Source organism: Metabacillus niabensis, assembly GCF_020524345.1.
GTDB classification, from domain to species: domain Bacteria; phylum Bacillota; class Bacilli; order Bacillales; family Bacillaceae; genus Metabacillus; species Metabacillus niabensis_B.
Genome location: NZ_JAIVLH010000011.1, coordinates 158,537 through 178,577, shown reverse-complemented (window position 1 = coordinate 178,577; position 20,041 = coordinate 158,537). Strand labels below are relative to the sequence as shown.

The 20,041-nt window shown below is 37.7% G+C and carries 16 protein-coding genes; 14 read left to right on the top strand and 2 right to left on the bottom strand.

Going from position 1 to position 20,041, the window contains the following annotated elements; genetic code table 11:
* The first annotated feature begins 6 nt into the window (after nucleotides 1–6).
* The 7 genes from LC095_RS13830 to LC095_RS13800 all read left to right on the top strand — a co-directional run bounded on the left by LC095_RS13830 (nucleotide 7) and on the right by LC095_RS13800 (nucleotide 9,944).
* The gene (locus tag LC095_RS13830) at nucleotides 7–1,749 is read left to right on the top strand and encodes an adenine deaminase C-terminal domain-containing protein (RefSeq protein WP_226528695.1); all 1,743 of its coding nucleotides are present in this window, start codon (nucleotides 7–9) and stop codon (nucleotides 1,747–1,749) included.
* Between the two features lie 36 nt (nucleotides 1,750–1,785).
* Nucleotides 1,786–2,838: a DUF3048 domain-containing protein gene (locus LC095_RS13825; RefSeq protein ID WP_226528694.1), complete on the top strand. Its 1,053-nt coding sequence runs from the start codon at nucleotides 1,786–1,788 to the stop codon at nucleotides 2,836–2,838.
* Nucleotides 2,839–2,852: 14 nt separating this feature from the next.
* Nucleotides 2,853–3,167, top strand: a complete 315-nt coding sequence (locus LC095_RS13820) for a YerC/YecD family TrpR-related protein (protein WP_026562364.1) — start codon at nucleotides 2,853–2,855, stop codon at nucleotides 3,165–3,167.
* A gap of 260 nt (nucleotides 3,168–3,427) precedes the next feature.
* Nucleotides 3,428–4,114: a heptaprenylglyceryl phosphate synthase gene (locus LC095_RS13815; RefSeq protein ID WP_226528693.1), complete on the top strand. Its 687-nt coding sequence runs from the start codon at nucleotides 3,428–3,430 to the stop codon at nucleotides 4,112–4,114.
* Nucleotides 4,115–4,447: 333 nt separating this feature from the next.
* Nucleotides 4,448–6,667: a DNA helicase PcrA gene (pcrA, locus tag LC095_RS13810; protein ID WP_226528716.1), complete on the top strand. Its 2,220-nt coding sequence runs from the start codon at nucleotides 4,448–4,450 to the stop codon at nucleotides 6,665–6,667.
* Between the two features lie 34 nt (nucleotides 6,668–6,701).
* Nucleotides 6,702–8,708 carry an NAD-dependent DNA ligase LigA gene (gene ligA, locus LC095_RS13805; RefSeq protein WP_226528692.1) on the top strand — a complete coding sequence of 669 codons (2,007 nt, stop codon included), beginning with the start codon at nucleotides 6,702–6,704 and terminating at the stop codon, nucleotides 8,706–8,708.
* Nucleotides 8,709–8,759: 51 nt separating this feature from the next.
* A complete protein-coding gene (locus LC095_RS13800; protein ID WP_226528691.1) occupies nucleotides 8,760–9,944 on the top strand; it encodes a CamS family sex pheromone protein in 1,185 nt (394 codons plus the stop codon).
* Nucleotides 9,945–10,182: 238 nt separating this feature from the next.
* Here the strand turns inward: LC095_RS13800 and LC095_RS13795 are convergent, their stop codons facing one another.
* Nucleotides 10,183–10,596, bottom strand: coding sequence for a hypothetical protein (locus tag LC095_RS13795; RefSeq protein WP_226528690.1), 414 nt, complete (start codon nucleotides 10,594–10,596; stop codon nucleotides 10,183–10,185).
* A 555-nt stretch (nucleotides 10,597–11,151) separates the two neighbouring features.
* On the opposite strand from LC095_RS13795, the gene putP reads away from it, so the two are divergent.
* From putP to gatB, 5 genes are all read left to right on the top strand, one after another.
* On the top strand, nucleotides 11,152–12,615 hold the full coding sequence (putP, locus tag LC095_RS13790; RefSeq protein ID WP_226528689.1) for a sodium/proline symporter PutP: 1,464 nt from the start codon (nucleotides 11,152–11,154) through the stop codon (nucleotides 12,613–12,615).
* A gap of 105 nt (nucleotides 12,616–12,720) precedes the next feature.
* Nucleotides 12,721–13,107 (top strand): Hsp20/alpha crystallin family protein, encoded by a 387-nt coding sequence (locus tag LC095_RS13785; protein ID WP_226528688.1) that lies wholly within the window; start codon nucleotides 12,721–12,723, stop codon nucleotides 13,105–13,107.
* Nucleotides 13,108–13,383: 276 nt separating this feature from the next.
* Entirely contained in the window at nucleotides 13,384–13,674 is a 291-nt protein-coding gene (gatC, locus tag LC095_RS13780; RefSeq protein WP_216775668.1) for an Asp-tRNA(Asn)/Glu-tRNA(Gln) amidotransferase subunit GatC, read from the top strand.
* A gap of 13 nt (nucleotides 13,675–13,687) precedes the next feature.
* Nucleotides 13,688–15,145 (top strand): Asp-tRNA(Asn)/Glu-tRNA(Gln) amidotransferase subunit GatA, encoded by a 1,458-nt coding sequence (gene gatA / locus LC095_RS13775; RefSeq protein ID WP_226528687.1) that lies wholly within the window; start codon nucleotides 13,688–13,690, stop codon nucleotides 15,143–15,145.
* 14 nt (nucleotides 15,146–15,159) lie between these two features.
* The gene (gatB, locus tag LC095_RS13770) at nucleotides 15,160–16,590 is read left to right on the top strand and encodes an Asp-tRNA(Asn)/Glu-tRNA(Gln) amidotransferase subunit GatB (protein ID WP_026562353.1); all 1,431 of its coding nucleotides are present in this window, start codon (nucleotides 15,160–15,162) and stop codon (nucleotides 16,588–16,590) included.
* A gap of 39 nt (nucleotides 16,591–16,629) precedes the next feature.
* Here gatB and LC095_RS13765 read toward each other — a convergent pair whose 3' ends face one another.
* Nucleotides 16,630–17,391 (bottom strand): AAA family ATPase, encoded by a 762-nt coding sequence (locus LC095_RS13765; protein ID WP_226528686.1) that lies wholly within the window; start codon nucleotides 17,389–17,391, stop codon nucleotides 16,630–16,632.
* A 235-nt stretch (nucleotides 17,392–17,626) separates the two neighbouring features.
* Here LC095_RS13765 and LC095_RS13760 point away from each other — a divergent pair, with 235 nt between their 5' ends.
* Together LC095_RS13760 and rlmD are read left to right on the top strand one after the other, a co-directional pair.
* Nucleotides 17,627–18,538 (top strand): diacylglycerol kinase, encoded by a 912-nt coding sequence (locus LC095_RS13760; protein ID WP_026562351.1) that lies wholly within the window; start codon nucleotides 17,627–17,629, stop codon nucleotides 18,536–18,538.
* 90 nt (nucleotides 18,539–18,628) lie between these two features.
* Nucleotides 18,629–20,017, top strand: a complete 1,389-nt coding sequence (gene rlmD / locus LC095_RS13755; protein WP_226528685.1) for a 23S rRNA (uracil(1939)-C(5))-methyltransferase RlmD — start codon at nucleotides 18,629–18,631, stop codon at nucleotides 20,015–20,017.
* Nucleotides 20,018–20,041: the final 24 nt, after the last annotated feature.

Below are 20,041 nucleotides of genomic sequence, written 5' to 3'. Positions count from 1 at the left end.
TCTTTTATGACCGAGCAAAAATTTCAATGGAAAAATAGTCAGATACGAAAACAAATAGAGGTATTAACGAATCATTTAGCTCCAACAGTTGTGCTTAAAAATGCAACATATCTTAACTCATATTTAAGACAATGGGTGAAAGCAAATATTTGGATCTATGAAGATCGCATTGTTTATGTGGGGGACAAAATACCCGAGCAGACATTTCAGATGGAAGTAATTGATTGCGCTTCCAATGTGATTGTGCCAGGATATATTGAACCACACGCACATCCATTTCAGTTATATAATCCCCAATCCTTAGCAAGATATGTGTCACAAACAGGAACAACAACATTTATAGGCGATAATCTTTTTCTTCTTTTGCAGTCCAGTAAAAAGAAAGCGCTTACTTTTATGGATGATATGGAAAAGCTGCCTTATCACTATTTCTGGTGGGCCAGGTTTGATTTGCAAACAGAGGTGCACTCTGAGGAAAAGGTCTTTTCACATGATTTTGTTCGAAAATGGTTAGAGCATAAGTCAGTTCTTCAGGGTGGCGAGTTAACAGGATGGCCAAAGCTTGCTGATGGAGATGATTGGATTCTGTATTGGTTGCAGGAAACAAAACGAAGGGGAAAACGAATAGAAGGGCATTTTCCAGGTGCTTCTAATAATACGTTAACAAAAATGAAGTTATTTGGAGTTGACAGTGATCATGAATCAATGACAGGAAAAGATGTGATGAACCGTTTAAAGATGGGGTATACTGCTGCATTAAGACAATCATCTATTCGCCCGGACCTGGAGAAGTTATTAAAAGAAGTGCAAAATGAGGGACTTTCAGTATATGATCATGTCTATTTCACAACCGATGGCTCAACACCGACTTTTTATGAAAGTGGAATGATAAATACGTGTATAGACATCGCTTTGGACTGTAATGTTCCTGCGATAGATGCTTATCACATGGCTTCATTTAATATTGCCAGGTATTATCAGCTGGAAGATCGCATCGGTGTTATTGCTCCGGGGCGTATGGCAACGTTAAACATCCTTGAAAATATTGATAATCCTGATCCTCTATCGGTTATGTCAAAGGGAAAATGGCTGGTGAAAAACAGAGAGATTCAGCAATATAACGATGATGTGGACTGGGGACAATATGGGTTGGAACCTGCTGAAATAAAGTGGGATTTACTCATTGATGATTTGCAATTTTCGATGCCAATGGGAATGAAAATGCGTAATGCTGTCATAATGGAGCCATACTCAGTTACAATTGACAGTTCCTCCGATGTACTTTCGGAAGATCATGATGAAAGCTTTTTAGCATTAATCGACCGTAATGGGGAATGGCGGATTAATACTGTAATCAAAGGCTTTTCAAATAAAGTGCAGGGTTTTGCCAGTTCATATTCAACAACAGGTGATATTATTGTGATCGGCAAAAATAAAAAAGAAATGCTGTCAGCTTTTGCACGAATGAAAGATATAGGTGGAGGCATTGTATTAACTGAGAATGAGCGCATCATATTTGAAATGCCTTTAAGGTTAAATGGTGGAGCTTCCCAAGAAGTACTCGAAAAGGTTATAACAAAGCAAAAGAAATTAAATAACCTATTAAAAGAGAGAGGATACCGATTTGATGATCCGATTTATTCTTTGCTTTTTTTATCATCAACTCATTTACCCTATATACGAATTACACCAAGAGGTATATTTGATGTAATGAAAAAAACGGTACTCTTTCCATCTATAATGCGTTAAAATATAAAAGTGGAAATTAGATAAGGTTGTGTTAGTTTGAGGAATGTAAAATTTGCGGTCGCTTTCTATTCAATATGTGTATTTATGAGTGCCTGCAGTAATGATGAATCACAAGAGCAAAGTATTCCGGATAATGGTGAAGCATCCGAACAAATAGAAGAACCAGTAGTGGAAGTAGTTGAAGAAAGCGTTGTCTCGCCATTAACAGGTTTAGAAACAGATGAACAAAATATCACACAACGTCCAGTTAGTGTGATGATTAACAATCACCCTGCTGCAAGACCGCAATCAGGGTTATCAAAAGCTGACATTGTCTATGAAGTCTTAGCTGAAGGAAATATTACCAGGTTTTTAGCTGTCTTTCAAAGTGATATACCTGATATAATCGGGCCTGTAAGAAGTGCAAGACCTTATTTTATTGATTTAAGTAAAGGATATGATTCCCTTTATATTGCCCACGGCTATAGCCCGGATGCGTTAGTAAAGCTAACAAACGGTGAAGTCGATTCCTTAAATGGTATGGAATACGATGGAACGCTTTTTTGGAGAGCTGACCACCGGAAAGCACCGCACAACTCCTATATATCAAAAGAAAATATTTTAGAAGGTGCTATTTCCAAACAATATGAAGTGGCAGCAGAAGTAGAACCCTTTGAATTTTTATCTGAAGAAGAAGTACTTAATTTAGAAGGGGATCATGTTAACAAGTTTGTTATCAAATATGACAATTCCCAAACCTGGCAGGCAACTTACGAGTATAATCAAACTGATAAGGTCTATAGTCGCTATAGTGACACTCAACAAACAGTTGATCTTGAAAATAATGCGCCTGTAAAACTTTCTAATATTTTTGTAGTAGAAATGGATCATAACATAGTAGATGATTATGGAAGACGAGGAATTGATTTGACGTCTGGAGGAAGAGCTTTATTACTTCAAAATGGTTTGATGCAAGAGGTAGAATGGGTAAATGAAGATGGTAGGATTTTACCTGTAAAAGACGGGAACATCGTAAAGTTTGTTCCGGGAAAAACATGGATTAATATTGTACCAAATTTAGATATGTTTCTAATTCAATCGCAAGAATAAAAGGAGAATGAATTATGCAAATAGAAAAGCTTCGCGGAAAAGAGCTTGATCAGCTTTTTCAATCTATTTTGTCATTAAAAGACCTTGAGGAATGCTATCGTTTTTTTGATGATTTATGTACAGTCAATGAAATTCAATCCCTGGCACAGAGGCTGGAGGTTGCTAGAATGCTGCGTGAAGGCAATACCTATCATAAAATCGAAACAGAAACAGGTGCCAGCACAGCCACTATTTCACGTGTCAAGCGTTGCTTAAACTATGGAAATGATGCCTACACAATGGCATTGGAACGTGTTCATGGCAATAAGGAATCAGAAGAAGTTGAATAAATAGATAAACACCACAATATGTGGTGTTTTTTATTTGCCCTCTTTAAAGACACTTTTAAAACTATGATTATGACCTTTCTATAAGATTGGTACCTTTTAATAAGTGCTTTTTAAAAAACCTAACTCAACTCAAAGTACGAAGAATAAAGTTTGCGAAAACAGCCTAAAACTTCAAACATCTTCCTTCTCTTTTAAGTTTTTTGCTAGCATGTAATTTGCTATAATAGGGAAATGGATGTTTTTGAATGGAGGAATCCAGCATGTACGATATTACCGAGTGGAAGCATGTGTTTAAACTCGATCCTGATAAAGAGATAAATGATGAAGAGTTAGAGAAGATCTGTGAATCCGGTACGGATGCAATTTTAGTCGGTGGAAGTGATAATATCACAGAGGATAATGTATTGAACTTAATGGCGAGAATTAGACGCTATCTTATCCCTTGTGTTTTGGAAGTTTCCACAGCAGAATCCATTATTCCCGGTTTTGATTTGTACTTCATTCCAACTGTTTTAAATAGTAAAGAAACGAAGTGGATGATGGAGCTACATCATGAAGCTGTTAAGGAATATGGCGAGATTATGAATTGGGATGAAATTCTTGTTGAGGGCTACTGTATTCTTAATCCGGAATGTAAAGCAGCAGCTTTAACAGGTGCAAATACAGAATTGTCCATTGAAGATGTGAAGGCTTATGCCCGTGTAGCAGAAAATATGTATCACTTACCGATCTTCTATTTGGAATATAGCGGTAAACTTGGGGATATTACTGTTGTCGAGCAAACAAAAAAGGTGTTAAATCACACAAAGCTATTCTATGGCGGTGGAATTTCAACTCCTGAGGAAGCTAAGGAATTTGCTCAATATGCAGATGTGGTTGTAGTGGGCAATGTTATATATGAAAATTTACCAGCAGCATTAAAGACTGTGGATGCAGTTAAAGAATAAATAAAATTAATATATTCTATTTTGATTCATCAGCTAACGCGTTGACTCCAGCTTCAGGAGTTTTTACCAGTTTTGTTCTTAGTTGAGTGTCTAGCTCCAGCGCCTAGCCATATAGAGCGCACAGGGTGTTCAAGTGCAGAAGTGGAGATTGACTCGCAATTTTGGACTGTCTCTAGGGTCTAGTCACAAATGAATTGAAGACAAAGAACGTCTTCTGTCATTCGCGTCTTATTTGCCCTAGGCTGATCAAGTCGCTTGCGCTTTTCTTAGTTGAAGGTTTTTTGTGATGACGTTAAAATAGAACATATGTTTTTATAAAGGATGGTGAGGATGTTGCAATTTTTATCAAATCAGTTATTAGCAGGTTTGAATGATATGCAACAAAAAGCGGTAAAAACAACAGACGGCCCTTTACTAATTATGGCCGGGGCCGGTAGTGGAAAAACAAGAGTGTTAACACACCGTATTGCATATTTAATGACAGAAAAACAAATTGCCCCTTGGAATATATTGGCGATTACGTTTACAAATAAAGCTGCTCGTGAAATGAGAGAGAGGATCCAAGGGATTTTAGGTTCTGGCGGGGATGATATTTGGATTTCTACCTTTCACTCGATGTGTGTAAGAATTTTACGAAGAGATAGTGACAGAATGGGAATCAACCGTAACTTTTCCATTCTTGATACGACAGATCAATTGTCAGTAATAAAATCAGTCCTTAAAGAGAGAAACTTGGATCCTAAAAAGTATGATCCAAGAAGTATACTAGGATCGATTAGCAGTGCCAAGAATGAACTAATCACACCAGAAGAATTTGATAATCAAGCAGGAAGTCATTATGAGCAAATCGTTAGTGATATATACAAAGATTATCAAAAGAAACTCCGTAAAAATCAGTCACTTGACTTTGACGACCTTATTATGACGACCATTCAATTATTTCAACGTGTTCCGGAAGTGCTAGAGACATATCAGAGAAAGTTCCAGTATATTCATGTTGATGAGTATCAAGATACGAACAGAGCACAATATATGCTTGTTAAGCTTTTAGCTGCAAGATTTCAAAATTTATGTGTTGTTGGGGACTCTGATCAATCAATCTACCGTTGGCGTGGAGCAGATATTGCTAATATTTTATCGTTTGAGAAGGATTATCCTCAAGCAAATGTTATTTTATTAGAACAAAACTATCGTTCAACCAAGCTTATTTTAGAAGCTGCCAATGAAGTGATTAAGAAAAACTCGAATCGTAAACCTAAAAAGCTTTGGACGGAAAATCCGCAAGGGCCCAAAATTACGTACTATCGTGCTGATAGTGAGGCATCAGAAGGGCAATTTGTGGCAGGGAAAATTAAGCAGTTGGTGGATTCAGGACAACGGAAGCTCTCTGATATCGCGATTCTGTATCGTACAAATGCACAATCCCGTATTATTGAGGAAGTATTATTAAAGTCAAATTTAAATTATACAATCGTTGGTGGTATTAAGTTCTACGACCGAAAAGAAATTAAGGATTTACTAGCATATCTTCGTTTAATTGCTAATCCGGATGACGACATTAGCTTGGCCCGTGTTATCAATGTACCAAAACGTGGTGTTGGGTCCACATCTTTCGATAGGATTGCAAATTATGCAATCGATCAAGATATCTCTATATTCCGCGCACTTGATGAAATTGAACATATTGGAGTAAGTGCCAGAGTTGTTAATGCCATGGTAGAGTTTCGGGAATTAATTCGAAATCTTGGAAATATGCAGGATTATCTTTCTGTTACAGAGCTTGCTGAAGAAATTATTGAAAAGTCGGGTTATCGAGACATGCTAAAGCAGGAAAAAACACTTGAAGCCCAAAGCCGCCTGGAGAATATTGATGAGTTTTTATCTGTTACTCAAACTTTTGAGAAGCAAAATGAAGACAAAAGCCTTGTTGCCTTTTTAACGGACTTAGCTCTTGTATCAGATATTGACAAACTTGATGAAGAGGAACAGGAACAAAGTGATGCACTCGTTTTAATGACACTTCATTCTGCAAAAGGCCTGGAGTTCCCGGTTGTCTTTTTAATTGGACTTGAGGAAGGAGTTTTCCCACATAGCCGTTCTTTAATGGAAGAAGATGAGATGGAGGAAGAACGCCGTCTGGCATATGTAGGGATTACAAGGGCTGAGCAGGAGCTGTTTATAACAAATGCCCAAATGCGTACATTATTCGGTAGGACGAGCATGAATCCGGAATCACGATTTATTTCTGAAATTCCAAGTGAGTTAATTGAGAACTTGAATGAACAGGTGAAAAAAGCTTCAACTTCATTCAATACTGCACGCAGACAGGAAAAACGTCCGCCAGTGTCAAGGCCTGTTGTTACACCATCTTCTACTGGGGGAGATGAACTTCCATGGGCGGTTGGAGATAAAGCTGAACATAAAAAATGGGGTATTGGTACGGTTGTAAGTGTAAAAGGAGCAGGAGAAGGAAAGGAATTAGATATTGCGTTTCCTAGTCCAGTAGGGATTAAACGTCTCCTTGCTAAATTTGCTCCTATTAATCGTGTGTAAACCAAAGTTCCGGAAGAAAGGATTGGACATCTGAATGGATAAACAATCAGCAACAAAACGCGTTCAAGAGCTTCATAAGCTATTAAACACTTACAACTATGAATATCATGTTTTAGATCAGCCAAGTGTTCCTGATGCAGAATATGACCGCCTCATGCAGGAACTTATAAAGGTCGAAGAAGAATTTCCTGAATTTAAAACACAAGACTCTCCAACCCAAAGGGTTGGAGGGGTTGTGTTAGAAGCCTTTCAAAAGGTTGTTCATCGAACGCCAATGCTAAGCCTAGGAAATGCATTTAATGAACAGGACCTGCGGGACTTTGATCGAAGAGTCAGACAAGCAGTTGGGGACGACGTACAATATGTTGTTGAATTAAAAATAGATGGATTGGCTGTTTCTCTTCGATATGAAAATGGTTATTTTGTCCAAGGTGCTACACGTGGAGATGGAACTACTGGAGAGGATATCACGGAAAATTTGAAAACTGTTCGCTCTATACCGCTAAAGCTAAAATCGAATGTGTCCTTTGAGGTACGCGGCGAAGTATTTATGCCGAAGAAATCTTTTGAAAAATTAAATGAACTTCGACTAGCTGCAGAGGAAGAGCCATTTGCCAATCCCAGAAATGCTGCTGCAGGTTCAATTAGACAACTGGACCCTAAGATAGCAGCCAAGAGAAATCTCGATATTTTTGTTTATAGTATCGCTGATTTAGGGGCAACAGGTATTCAAAGACATAGTGAAGCACTAGATTTTCTTGAGAAAGAAAGCTTCAAAACAAATAAAGAACGTAGAAAATGTGAAAATATTGATGAAGTGATTACTCTGATTGAAAACCTTCAACAAAAACGTGCAACACTACCTTATGATATTGATGGGATTGTTATTAAAGTAGATTCCTTAGATCAGCAGGAAGAACTTGGGTTTACGGCAAAAAGTCCTCGCTGGGCTGTTGCTTATAAATTTCCAGCTGAAGAAGTTATGACAAAACTAATCAATATTGAACTAAGTGTAGGAAGAACAGGGGTTATTACACCAACAGCTATTTTAGAACCGGTGAGGGTTGCTGGTACAACCGTACAACGTGCATCACTACATAATGAAGATTTAATTCGAGAAAAAGACATTAAGCTCGGAGACACAGTTGTGGTTAAAAAAGCGGGAGATATCATTCCCGAGGTCGTCAATGTCTTAGTGGAACATCGTACAGGTGAAGAACAGGAATTTTCAATGCCAACACATTGCCCGGCATGTGAAAGTGATTTAGTAAGAATTGAAGGAGAAGTAGCATTACGATGTATTAACCCACAATGCCCTGCTCAAATTCAAGAAGGTCTCATTCATTTTGTATCACGAAATGCGATGAATATAGACGGTCTTGGAGAAAGAGTTGTCGCTCAACTATTCCATGCAGGATTAATTAAAGATGTGGCAGATCTCTATCGTTTAACAAGAGAACAGCTCCTCGGGCTTGAGAGAATGGGTGAAAAGTCAACAGACAACCTGTTACAAGCAATTGAGCAATCAAAGGAGAATTCACTTGAAAGACTTCTTTTTGGTTTGGGAATTCGTCACGTTGGATCAAAAGCAGCTAAAACATTGGCTCAACAATTTGAAACAATTGAAAACCTTCAAAAGAGTACAGAGGAAGAGCTAGTAGCAATCAATGAAATCGGTGGGAAAATGGCAGATGCCATTACAACCTATTTTCAAAACCCGGATGTACAGCATCTTGTGAGTGAATTACAAGCATTAGGTGTTAACACAATGTACAAAGGTCCTAAACTGGTAAAAGCGGAAGACAGTGATTCTTATTTTGCAGGAAAAACGATTGTGTTAACAGGGAAGCTTGAACAATTGTCACGAAATGAAGCGAAAGAAGGTATTGAAGCTCTAGGTGGTAAAGTGACTGGAAGTGTTAGCAAAAGCACAGATCTTGTCATAGCCGGCGAGGCCGCAGGAAGTAAACTGAAAAAAGCGGAAGAGCTAAATATCGAAGTATGGAATGAAACTCAATTAATAGAAGAGTTAAATAAATAATCGTCAATCCGTCCCAGTGAAATAGGAAAAAATAAGAGGTGTGGACTTACATTGAAAAAGAAACTAGTTATGGTGTTAACAGGCTTACTATTTTTAACGGCCTGTGCACCTAATTTCGGAGAGCAAGAGGAAATCGTTCAGGAAACCGAGGATGAATCTACAGAAACAGCGATCATTCCAAAGTATAATATTTCAGATTCATATTACAAAATGATTTTGCCGTTTAAGCAAGGGGAAGCAAGAGGCTTAGTTTCAGAGCAATTAAATACCCGACTAGATATTGATGAGTTTGAAACAGGATTAATGAGAGTTGCGCAGGAGACATTTTCCACAGATAAATATCTATACCAGGAAGGACAATATTTAACAAGTGATGTTATTACTAGCTGGTTAAAACGAAAGCTAACAGGAGATGCCTTGAAACAGGCACAAGCAGAAGCGAAAGAAGATGGAGAGGAATTTGTGGATTTAGGATTAAATCCTGCTCTGACTGGTGAAGGTGGACTAGAACAACAGAATGCAGCTAATCCTATTTACTTAGCACATATGCTTGAACATAACTACTTAATCCGTGAAGGTGATACCGTAGAGCTTGGTGGAGTTGTTATCGGGTTAGCGATGAATTCTATGCACTACTTTAATCAAGAGGATGGTTATGCTAGGTACCATAACATTAGTAGAAGTGAGGTCTTAGCAAAAGGGAAAGAGATTGCACAGGAAGTCATTAATCGTGTTAGAAATACAAACGGATTAGAAAATGTGCCTATTGTTATTGCTTTATACGAACAAGAAGAGAAGTCCTCAATTGTGCCTGGTAATTTTATTGCGAAAACAACCGTAAAACAGGGAACAAACAATTTAGGGAAATGGGAAGATATAAATGAAGATTACTACTTCTTTCCATCACCGGAAGCAACAGAAGACTACAGAGATGACGCACAAATGTTTAATCGATTTAAGCAGGATATCGAAGAGTTTTTCCCAAATTACACAGGTGTAATCGGAAAAGCATTTTACAAGAATGAGGAACTTAACTACCTTGATATTGAAATTCCAATGCAGTTTTATGGAAAAGCAGAAGTAGTGGCATTTACTCAATTTGTTACAGGGAAAATCATGGAATACTTTCCGGATTACATGAATGTAGAAGTCAATATTATGTCAACATCTGGTCAGGAAGCACTCATTTTGAAAGAGCCAAATCAAGAGGAACCAACCGTTCATATTTATAAATAATAAAACCGCTTGGAGATCATCTCCAAGCGGTTTTATTCTATTCAACATGACAATAAAAATATTCTATCTTTGTACCAGACTTTCAATAATAGGAAAGCCTCCTTGGGTCTTACAACTACCAGAGAGTGATTGTACCTCTTTATAACTAAAGTAAAATTGAGAGATAACCAATGATCCTGCTATTAGTAACATGGTTGAGAGTATACATATAAGTATGGGCTTCTTTTGTCTGAGCATGTTATCCATTCCAATAAAGCCGCTCATTTTGTGGCTGTTCATAAAGTGGAATTTCATCCTCTTTTGAATTCTGCTGTGGTGTATTTTCTGTTTGTTGTGGTTGGGGAGAAATAACATTTATTTTTTCATCTGAATCTTTGTTTGATAAAGTATGAATTAACTGTGATGTGAGGTCATTTCTTTTTTCGTATGCAGTTAAAAAGGCTGCAATGGCAATAATGATTCCTCCACCTATCAACGCAAATAAATAAGGTCCGAAAGAACCAACCATTTGAAGTAACATAAAGTCGATTGACCCGCCATACATTTCTCTTTCTGCCTCAGCAGCTTTAAAGGTCATAGATATATGATTGATTAATCCACCTGCACCCAGGAGGATTAAAAATCCACCAAAGCCAATTAAGAATTTCTTCAATTTTACCACTCCTGACGAAATGATTCTCGTCCAATTTTACCATAAATTAATAGATATCTCCAGAAACTTGAAAATATAAGTAGTGTTTTAGATAAGTAAATAGAGGGAAAAATAAATTATTATATCATGAAATTCTGAGTGCTGTAAGACAAATATCATCAAAAAATATGTGGAAAAACGAAATTTTTGCGAACTTAATTTTATGAATTTTAATGAATAGATATAATCTATAACAAGGTATTTTGACTGATAGATGCGTTTTTATGAATAAATATACAATTTCTGTTTAATATCCAAGATGGGAATTTGTTTGATCTGTCAAATTGTGTTAAGATGTTAAACGTCTCGCGCCTATTGTTAGTCTATTGACCTATAAATATCTTTCATCATGAAATTGCATATGACTGCATAAGGATTTGGTAATAGCGATTTAGGAGGTGAAGAAACGATGGAACACGCATTAACAGGGGCTACATGGTTCTGGTTATTCGTACCAATGTTAGCATTAGTGGCAATATCAATTATTACAGTATTTACAGAGAGGAGTGACTAATTATGGAAACAGGTGTTTTGGTAACGTTTATTATTTATTTAGTGGGTATGTTAGGTATTGGTGTAGCGGCATACAAAATGACAAGTAATCTATCAGATTATGTTTTAGGTGGAAGAAGATTAGGTCCTGGTGTGGCAGCTTTGAGTGCCGGTGCATCAGATATGAGTAGTTGGCTATTATTAGGATTGCCTGGTGCCGTTTATGCTTCAGGTGGTATGAACCAAATATGGTTGGCAGTAGGATTAGCGATAGGAGCGTATTTAAATTGGCAATTTGTCGCAAAACGTTTACGTGTCTATACCGAAGTGGCAAATGATTCTATTACAATACCGGATTTCTTTGAAAATCGTTTTAAAGATGGTTCCAGACTTTTACGTGTTATTTCAGCATTAGTTATTTTACTATTTTTTACGTTCTATACTTCATCAGGCATGGTAGGTGGAGCAAAGTTATTTGAAGCATCATTTGGTTTATCATATACTCAAGCTCTTTGGATTGGGGCAATTGTTATCATTTCTTACACATTCCTTGGAGGGTTCTTAGCAGTAAGTTGGACTGATTTTGTTCAAGGAATTCTAATGTTTTTAGCATTAATTATTGTGCCAATTGTTGCTATTAACAAGCTTGGTGGATGGGGAGAAACCGTTAATCAAGTTGGAGATATCGATCCGATTTACCTTGATGCATTTTCAGGTATGTCAGCATTAGCTATTATTTCTTTATTAGCGTGGGGATTAGGTTACTTTGGTCAGCCTCATATCTTAACACGTTTTATGGCACTACGTTCAAAGAAAGATGTTCCAAAAGCACGTATGATTGGGACAATTTGGATGATCTTTGCACTGTTTGGAGCAATATTTACTGGATTCGCTGGTATCTCCTATTTTGCAGATAGCCCGCTTCCAGATGGAGAACAAGTATTTATCATGTTTACACAAGTATTATTTGATCCTTGGGTGTCTGGTATTCTATTAGCTGCTATTTTAGCTGCAATTATGAGTACTATTGATTCACAGCTTTTAGTTTCTTCAAGTGCTGTAGCAGAAGATTTCTATAAAGCCATTTTAAGAAAAGATGCTTCTGAGAAAGAACTAGTATGGGTAGGTCGTATTTCCGTTGCAGCTATTGCATTAATTGCGATTTTACTAGCTTCAAATCCGGATAGCTCTGTATTAGATCTTGTAAGTTACGCTTGGGCAGGATTTGGCGCTGCATTTGGTCCTGTAATCATTCTCTCCCTTTTCTGGAAACGTATGAATCGTTGGGGAGCTTTGTCGGGAATGGTCGTAGGAGCAGTTACAGTTGTTGTATGGCAGAAATTAACCGCTGCGGAAGTAATTCCATTTAGCCTATATGAAATTGTCCCAGGATTTGTCTTCGCGTGGATTGTTGCTATGGTGGTAAGCTTAGTGACAGAAGCTCCTTCAAAAGAGATTGAGGAAGAGTTTGAACAAGCGAAATTATAAGCGTTAGAGAGTAGGGGTCATGATTTGACCTCTACTTTTTATTTAGAGGCAATCTCTTCCTTAAATCATATAATAAAGTAACGAGGATATGAGGAGGGGTGTGTCATGGGGAATGATCCGATGAAATTGATCAATGAGTTTTTTCAAAGTCGACCAAAACGTACACTTTTAGATTCGATTGATGATGCGTTTCGTAAGAACTCAACGTTTGCAGCAAGTTTTTTAGTTGACGTAAAGGAAACATCTGAACACTTCAAAATTCTTGCTGAATTACCTGGTGTGCCGAAGGAAGATATTAATGTAGAGATTCAGGGTGATGATGTTATCATTCATGTAAAAGAACAACAACACCAAAACCGTAGAATTGGTGGAGTGAAAAGTGTTTCATTGCCTCATTATGTATTGAGGAAAAATATGAAGGCCATGTATAAACACGGATTACTGGAGATTCAGTTGGATAAAAAGAAGCCAAAGAAGATTGAGATTGAGTAGTACTTAACGTGTCCCGCTAGTATGAAGCTAGCGTTTTTTTATTCCCAAATTGTAGGTTTTTGTCGAATAGTCGATAAATTTAAAAAATCGAAGATAAGATAGAAGGAATCGAAGATATAACTTAATAATCGTAGATGAAACCCTCAGAATCGAAGATAATCCATAAATTTGATCTCTAAGTATGGTAGCTTTTCTTTACAATTGTTGATTAAATATATGTTCATTTGGTATCATCAGAGTATTGTGATTGTACGATTTTGTGGAGGTGAGTGTTAGATGTCTAGAATTTCAACTGATCAAGTAAAGCATGTTGCGAATTTAGCTCGTTTGGCTATTTCTGAGGAAGATGCGGAGCTTTTTACAAAACAATTAGATGCAATTATTACATTTGCAGAGCAATTAAATGAAGTCGATACCGAAAATGTTAAGCCTACTTCTCATGTATTGGATATGAAAAATGTGATGAGAGAAGATATTCCGAAAAAAGGTTTAGATAACGAAGAGGTTGTTAAAAATGCACCAGATCATGCTGATGGGTATATTCGTGTACCATCAATTTTAGAATAAAGGAGGGATAATCATGGCATTATTTGATCATAAAATATCAGAATTAAAAGAACTTTTACATAAGAAGGAAATAACTGTTTCTGATTTAGTGGATGAATCTTATCAACGCATCCAAGCGGTTGATGATAAAGTTGGAGCGTTTCTTGCATTAAATGAAGAGAATGCCCGTACATATGCTAAGGAATTAGATGAAGCGTTAGAAAGCCGTAATGAATTTGGGCTATTATTCGGTATGCCGATCGGGGTCAAAGATAATATCGTAACAAAAGGATTACGTACAACTTGTGCTAGTAAAATCCTGGAAAACTTTGATCCTATTTATGATGCAACGGTTGTGAAACATCTTCAAACTGCTGAAGCAGTGACAATCGGCAAGCTAAACATGGACGAATTTGCGATGGGTTCGTCAACTGAAAACTCCGGTTATAAACCGACTCGAAATCCTTGGAATTTAGAAACTGTACCAGGTGGTTCAAGTGGCGGATCTGCTGCTGCTGTAGCTGCTGGTGAAGTTCCTTTTTCACTTGGATCAGATACAGGTGGCTCCATTCGTCAACCGGCTTCTTTCTGTGGAGTTGTTGGATTAAAGCCTACATATGGACGTGTTTCCCGTTTTGGTTTGGTTGCATTTGCATCTTCTTTAGACCAAATTGGACCAATTACACGTACAGTTGAAGATAATGCCTTCCTCCTGCAAGCGATCTCTGGTATAGATGAAATGGATTCAACTTCTGCAAATGTAGAAGTACCGGACTTCCTTTCTTCACTAACAGGTGATGTGAAAGGATTAAAAATCGCTGTACCAAAAGAATATCTTGGTGAAGGTGTAAATGAAGAAGTAAAGCAGTCTGTTCTTGATGCATTAAAAGTGTTGGAAGGACTAGGAGCAACATGGGAAGAGGTTTCATTACCACACTCTAAATATGCTCTAGCAACTTACTATTTACTATCTTCATCTGAAGCTTCTGCAAACCTGTCTCGTTTTGATGGTGTGCGTTACGGCTACCGCTCAGATAATGCCGAAAACTTAATTGATTTATACAAGCAAAGTCGTGCTGAAGGCTTTGGTAATGAAGTGAAGCGACGTATCATGCTTGGAACATTTGCATTGAGCTCCGGTTACTATGATGCTTATTATAAAAAAGCACAAAAAGTACGTACATTAATCAAAAAAGACTTTGAAGATGTATTTGAGAAATATGATGTCATTATTGGACCAACTACACCAACACCAGCCTTTAAAATTGGTGAAAATGTAAAAGATCCATTAACAATGTATGCAAATGATATTTTGACCATTCCAGTTAACTTAGCAGGTGTACCAGGAATCTCTGTTCCATGTGGTTTATCAAATGGATTACCACTTGGTTTACAAATTATTGGTAAGCATTTTGACGAAAGCACGATTTACCGCGTTGCTCATGCGTTTGAGCAGGCAACAGAACATCATAAAGCAAAACCTGAATTGTAAGGGGTGAGGAAACAATGGAATATGAAACGGTCATAGGACTTGAGGTCCATGTTGAGTTAAAAACTGAATCAAAAATCTTTTCAAGTGCACCAAACCACTTTGGTGCTGAGCCGAACACAAATACAACCGTAGTCGAGCTGGGCTATCCAGGTGTATTACCTGTCTTGAATAAAAAAGTTGTTGATTTTGCGATGAAGGCATGTATGGCTTTGAACTGTGAAGTTGCTACTGAGACGAAATTTGATCGTAAAAATTATTTTTATCCGGATAATCCGAAAGCATACCAGATTTCTCAATTTGATAAACCGATTGGGGAAAACGGATGGATTGATATTGAAGTAAATGGTGAAACAAAACGTATCGGTATCACGCGTATTCATATGGAAGAGGATGCAGGTAAATTAATTCACTCAAATGACGGCTACTCTTTAGTTGATTTAAACCGTCAAGGTACACCTCTTATTGAAATCGTATCTGAACCGGATATCCGTACACCTGAAGAAGCTTATGCTTATTTAGAAAAGCTTAAAGCGATCATTCAATATACTGAGGTATCAGATTGCAAAATGGAAGAAGGCTCACTACGTTGTGATGCGAACATCTCTTTACGTCCTGTAGGACAAGAAGAGTTCGGAACAAAAACAGAGCTTAAAAACTTAAACTCCTTTGCATTTGTTCAAAAAGGACTAGAATATGAGGAAAAGCGTCAGGAAAAAGTTCTTCGTTCAGGTGGGGTGATTGACCAGGAAACTCGTCGCTATGACGAAGCTACGAAGAAAACGATTCTTATGCGTGTAAAAGAAGGCTCTGATGATTACCGTTATTTCCCTGAGCCGGACCTTGTAGAGCTTTATATTGATGATGAATGGAAGAACAGAATTCGTGCGTCCATTCCTGAGCTTCCGGATGCTCGCCGCAAACGATATATTGACGAGCTTGGCCTACCTGCGTATGATGCACAGGTGTTAACGATGACGAAGGAAATGTCTGATTTCTTTGAAGCTACACTTACAGCTGGTGCTGAAGCAAAACAAGCATCCAACTGGATCATGGGTGAAGTTTCTGCTTACTTAAATGCTGAAGGGAAAGAGTTAAATGATGTCGCTCTTACAGCAGAAGGTTTAGCAGGGATGATTAAGCTGATTGAAAATGGAACGATTTCTTCAAAAATTGCGAAGCAAGTATTTAAAGAGCTTATCGAAAACGGTGGAGATCCTGAAACGATTGTAAAAGAAAAAGGCTTAGTTCAAATTTCCGATGATGAAACATTACGTAAATTTGTTAATGATGCGATTGATGCAAATCCACAATCGGTTGATGACTTCAAAAATGGTAAACAAAAAGCAATTGGCTTCTTAGTTGGTCAAATTATGAAGGCAACAAAGGGACAAGCAAATCCACCGATGGTAAATAAATTATTGATGGAAGAAATCCAAAAAAGATAAAAGCAAAAAGAGAGATCTGCTCTGCAAGGGATCTCTCTTTTACATGGTATCTTGTTGTAATAAATGATGAAGCATGCGATCTTTGTCATCAAAAAACTGTTTCATTAATTGATAATGGTTTGTGTCCTCAAGCTTTGTTTCACGAATCCCTTCTTCTGATAGTTCATAAATTTTTGCTTGGGGATAAGCCATAATAATCGGTGAATGAGTGGCGATAATAAATTGAGAATCATCATGAACAAGTTCATCAATTCTGGAGAGCATTGATAGTTGCCGTAAAGGTGAGAGAGCCGCTTCAGGCTCATCCAGTAAATAGATACCTTGTCCACGAAATCGGTTCTTAAAAGTGGCAAAGAAGGACTCGCCATGTGATTGTTCATGTAAGGATACCCCGCCATATCCGTCGATGACCCGGGGACCCCGACCTTCCTTGTCTAATTCTTCAATATTTGAAGCAACATTATAAAAGCTTTCAGCTCTTAAGAAAAAACCGTCTCTAGGTCTAATTGTTCCTTTTATTAGTCTTAGGTAGTGATCAAGGTTTGAGTGAGAATCATAGGTGGAAAATGTAAAATGGAGTGAACCGCCTTCAGGATTAAAGCCTATACCAAGGGCAATAGCTTCTAATAATGTTGACTTACCCATTCCATTTTCTCCAACCAAAAACGTTACATTTGGATGAAGTGATATTTCCTCAAGAAATTCTATACTTGGCAGATTAAAGGGAAATTGTTGAAAAGAAGGAACAGAATTTCTTAAAAGTTGAATACGCCTAATATACTGGTCATTCAGCTCATCCATATGTATACCTGCCTTCCATATGATTTGCTAATAATTGTAACAAAAATGCGAACGGGTTCATACTGCTTCTGCATGGAAAATCGAATGAAAAACTTTACTTTTATTATAAAACATGGTGATAATGGTAGTTGGGTTAAAATGTTTTGTACCCATCAAAATGGGAGACAATGATAATAGTATATAAATGATTTTAAAAAAGACTTAAATGTCATTTCATGAATATAGGATGATGTGTATGAAAAGAGCTAGAATTATTTATAATCCAACCTCGGGACGTGAGCTTTTTAAAAAGAATCTTCCAGAGGTATTACAAAAATTTGAACAAGCAGGCTATGAAACGTCCTGTCATGCTACAACATGTGAAGGAGATGCCACGAAGGCAGCAAAAGCTGCATGTGAACGTGACTTTGACTTGATCGTTGCAGCTGGTGGAGATGGAACGATCAATGAGGTCGTGAATGGCGTGGCTGATCAAGAAAACCGTCCGACACTTGCCGTTATTCCAGTTGGGACAACAAATGATTTTGCGCGGGCTATCGGTATTCCGTTAAATAATGTGCTTCAAGCAGTTGAAGTCATACTAGCCGGAAAGGCGAAAAAAATCGATATTGGGAAAGTGAATGACCATTACTTTATTAACATTGCAGGTGGCGGTCGTCTCACAGAGCTTACCTATGAAGTGCCAAGTAAGCTAAAAACAATGGTAGGACAGCTGGCTTATTATTTAAAAGGAATGGAGATGCTTCCGTCCATTCGTCCTGCTGAGGTGGAAATTGAGTATGATGGAAAGCTGTACGAGGGAGAAATTATGTTGTTTTTAGTTTCTCTTACAAACTCAGTTGGAGGATTTGAAAAGCTTGCACCAGATTCAAGGTTAGATGATGGAATGTTTGATCTGTTAATTTTAAAAAAGACAAACCTTGCAGAGTTTATCCGAATTGCCGGCTTAGCCCTTAGAGGCGAGCATATTAATGATGAGCATCTTATTTATACAAAAGCGAACCGTGTTAAGGTACAAAATAAAGATAAAATGCAGCTCAATTTAGACGGTGAATATGGTGGATTGCTGCCTGGAGAATTCGTTAATATGTACCAGCATATTGATGTTATCATGTCAGCGGAAAAAGTAAAGCAAATGGAAGAATAAGAAACTTGGCATAGGGTAACAGCCAGGTTTTTTACTTTCACTGAACTATGGTAAAATAGTGAAAATTATTGTACGTAAAGGAAGAACGACATGTCAAAAATTCAAGTACCTGTTGCGAAAAATGAATACTACGATGTGATATTTGAGGATTTAACACATGAAGGAGCAGGCGTTGCTAAAGTGGACGGCTTTCCCATCTTTGTTGAAAATGCTCTGCCAGACGAACGAGCAAAAATAAAAGTCATCAAGGTGAAAAAAGGTTTTGCCTTTGGTCGATTAATTGAAACTTATGAACAAAGTAAACATCGTACAAACGCACCCTGTCCCATCTATTCACAATGCGGAGGATGTCAGCTCCAGCATCTTAGTTATGAAGGACAACTTGACTTCAAGAGAAAACAAGTGGAACAGGTCTTAACACGAATTGGGAAACTGGATTTAACAAAAGTTCATGTACATCCTACATTAGGAATGAACGATCCCTGGAACTATCGAAACAAAGCACAGGTCCCAATTGGTGAACGTGAAGGTGGACTTGTAGCTGGCTTTTATCAGAAAAGAAGCCATGACATTATCGATATGGAAAGATGTCTCATTCAGCAAGCTGAAAATGATGACATTGTACAAGCTGTAAAGAGCATATGTGAAACCTATGGAATCCGGGCATATAATGAGGAAAAGCACAAAGGCTGGCTGCGTCATATTATGGTACGCTACGGCCTTGTTACAAAGGAAATGATGGTTGTATTTGTCACAAAAACAGCAGATTTTCCTCATAAGAATGACATTATAAAGGAAATAACCACTCAATTTCCACAAGTAAAATCAATCGTACAAAACATTAATAACAAGCGAACCAATGTTATTTTTGGTGACGAGACGAAGGTGCTTTGGGGAGAGGAATATATTTACGATAAAATCGGTGACGTGAAATTTGCCATTTCAGCCCGATCTTTCTATCAAGTAAATCCCGAACAAACAAAAGTCTTATATGACAAAGCTCTTGAATATGCCGGTTTAACTGGTGAAGAATCTGTCATCGACGCCTATTGTGGAATCGGGACAATTTCATTGTTTCTGGCTCAAAAAGCAAAACGGGTTTTTGGAGTAGAAATCGTACCTGAGGCAATTGAAGATGCGAAGAGAAATGCTGAGCTGAATGGAATGACAAATACAGAGTTTGCTGTTGGTGAAGCGGAGGTTGTTATTCCTGAATGGTACAAGCAGGGGAATACGGCAGATGTCATTGTTGTAGATCCTCCTCGTAAGGGATGTGATGAGGCGCTGTTGAAGACCATTATCGATATGAAGCCAAAGCGTGTTGTTTATGTATCTTGTAATCCCGGAACGTTGGCAAGGGATTTGCAGGTGCTTGAGTTAGGAGGATATGAAACGGTTGAGGTGCAGCCGGTGGATATGTTTCCGCATACGACACATGTTGAAGTAGTTGCTAGAATTGAATGGAGTAATAACCGGTAATTTTCACAGACCACTTTTACTGAA

Excerpts from the sequence above, each read along its gene's own strand:
- ligA (WP_226528692.1), top strand. The coding sequence starts at position 6,702 with ATGGATAAACAATCAGCAACAAAACGCGTTCAAGAGCTTCATAAGCTA.
- LC095_RS13765 (WP_226528686.1), bottom strand. The coding sequence starts at position 17,391 with ATGGATGAGCTGAATGACCAGTATATTAGGCGTATTCAACTTTTAAGA.
- gatB (WP_026562353.1), top strand. The coding sequence starts at position 15,160 with ATGGAATATGAAACGGTCATAGGACTTGAGGTCCATGTTGAGTTAAAA.
- gatC (WP_216775668.1), top strand. The coding sequence starts at position 13,384 with ATGTCTAGAATTTCAACTGATCAAGTAAAGCATGTTGCGAATTTAGCT.
- rlmD (WP_226528685.1), top strand. The coding sequence starts at position 18,629 with ATGTCAAAAATTCAAGTACCTGTTGCGAAAAATGAATACTACGATGTG.
- LC095_RS13785 (WP_226528688.1), top strand. The coding sequence starts at position 12,721 with ATGGGGAATGATCCGATGAAATTGATCAATGAGTTTTTTCAAAGTCGA.
- gatA (WP_226528687.1), top strand. The coding sequence starts at position 13,688 with ATGGCATTATTTGATCATAAAATATCAGAATTAAAAGAACTTTTACAT.
- putP (WP_226528689.1), top strand. The coding sequence starts at position 11,152 with ATGGAAACAGGTGTTTTGGTAACGTTTATTATTTATTTAGTGGGTATG.
- LC095_RS13830 (WP_226528695.1), top strand. The coding sequence starts at position 7 with ATGACCGAGCAAAAATTTCAATGGAAAAATAGTCAGATACGAAAACAA.
- LC095_RS13815 (WP_226528693.1), top strand. The coding sequence starts at position 3,428 with ATGTACGATATTACCGAGTGGAAGCATGTGTTTAAACTCGATCCTGAT.
- LC095_RS13820 (WP_026562364.1), top strand. The coding sequence starts at position 2,853 with ATGCAAATAGAAAAGCTTCGCGGAAAAGAGCTTGATCAGCTTTTTCAA.
- LC095_RS13760 (WP_026562351.1), top strand. The coding sequence starts at position 17,627 with ATGAAAAGAGCTAGAATTATTTATAATCCAACCTCGGGACGTGAGCTT.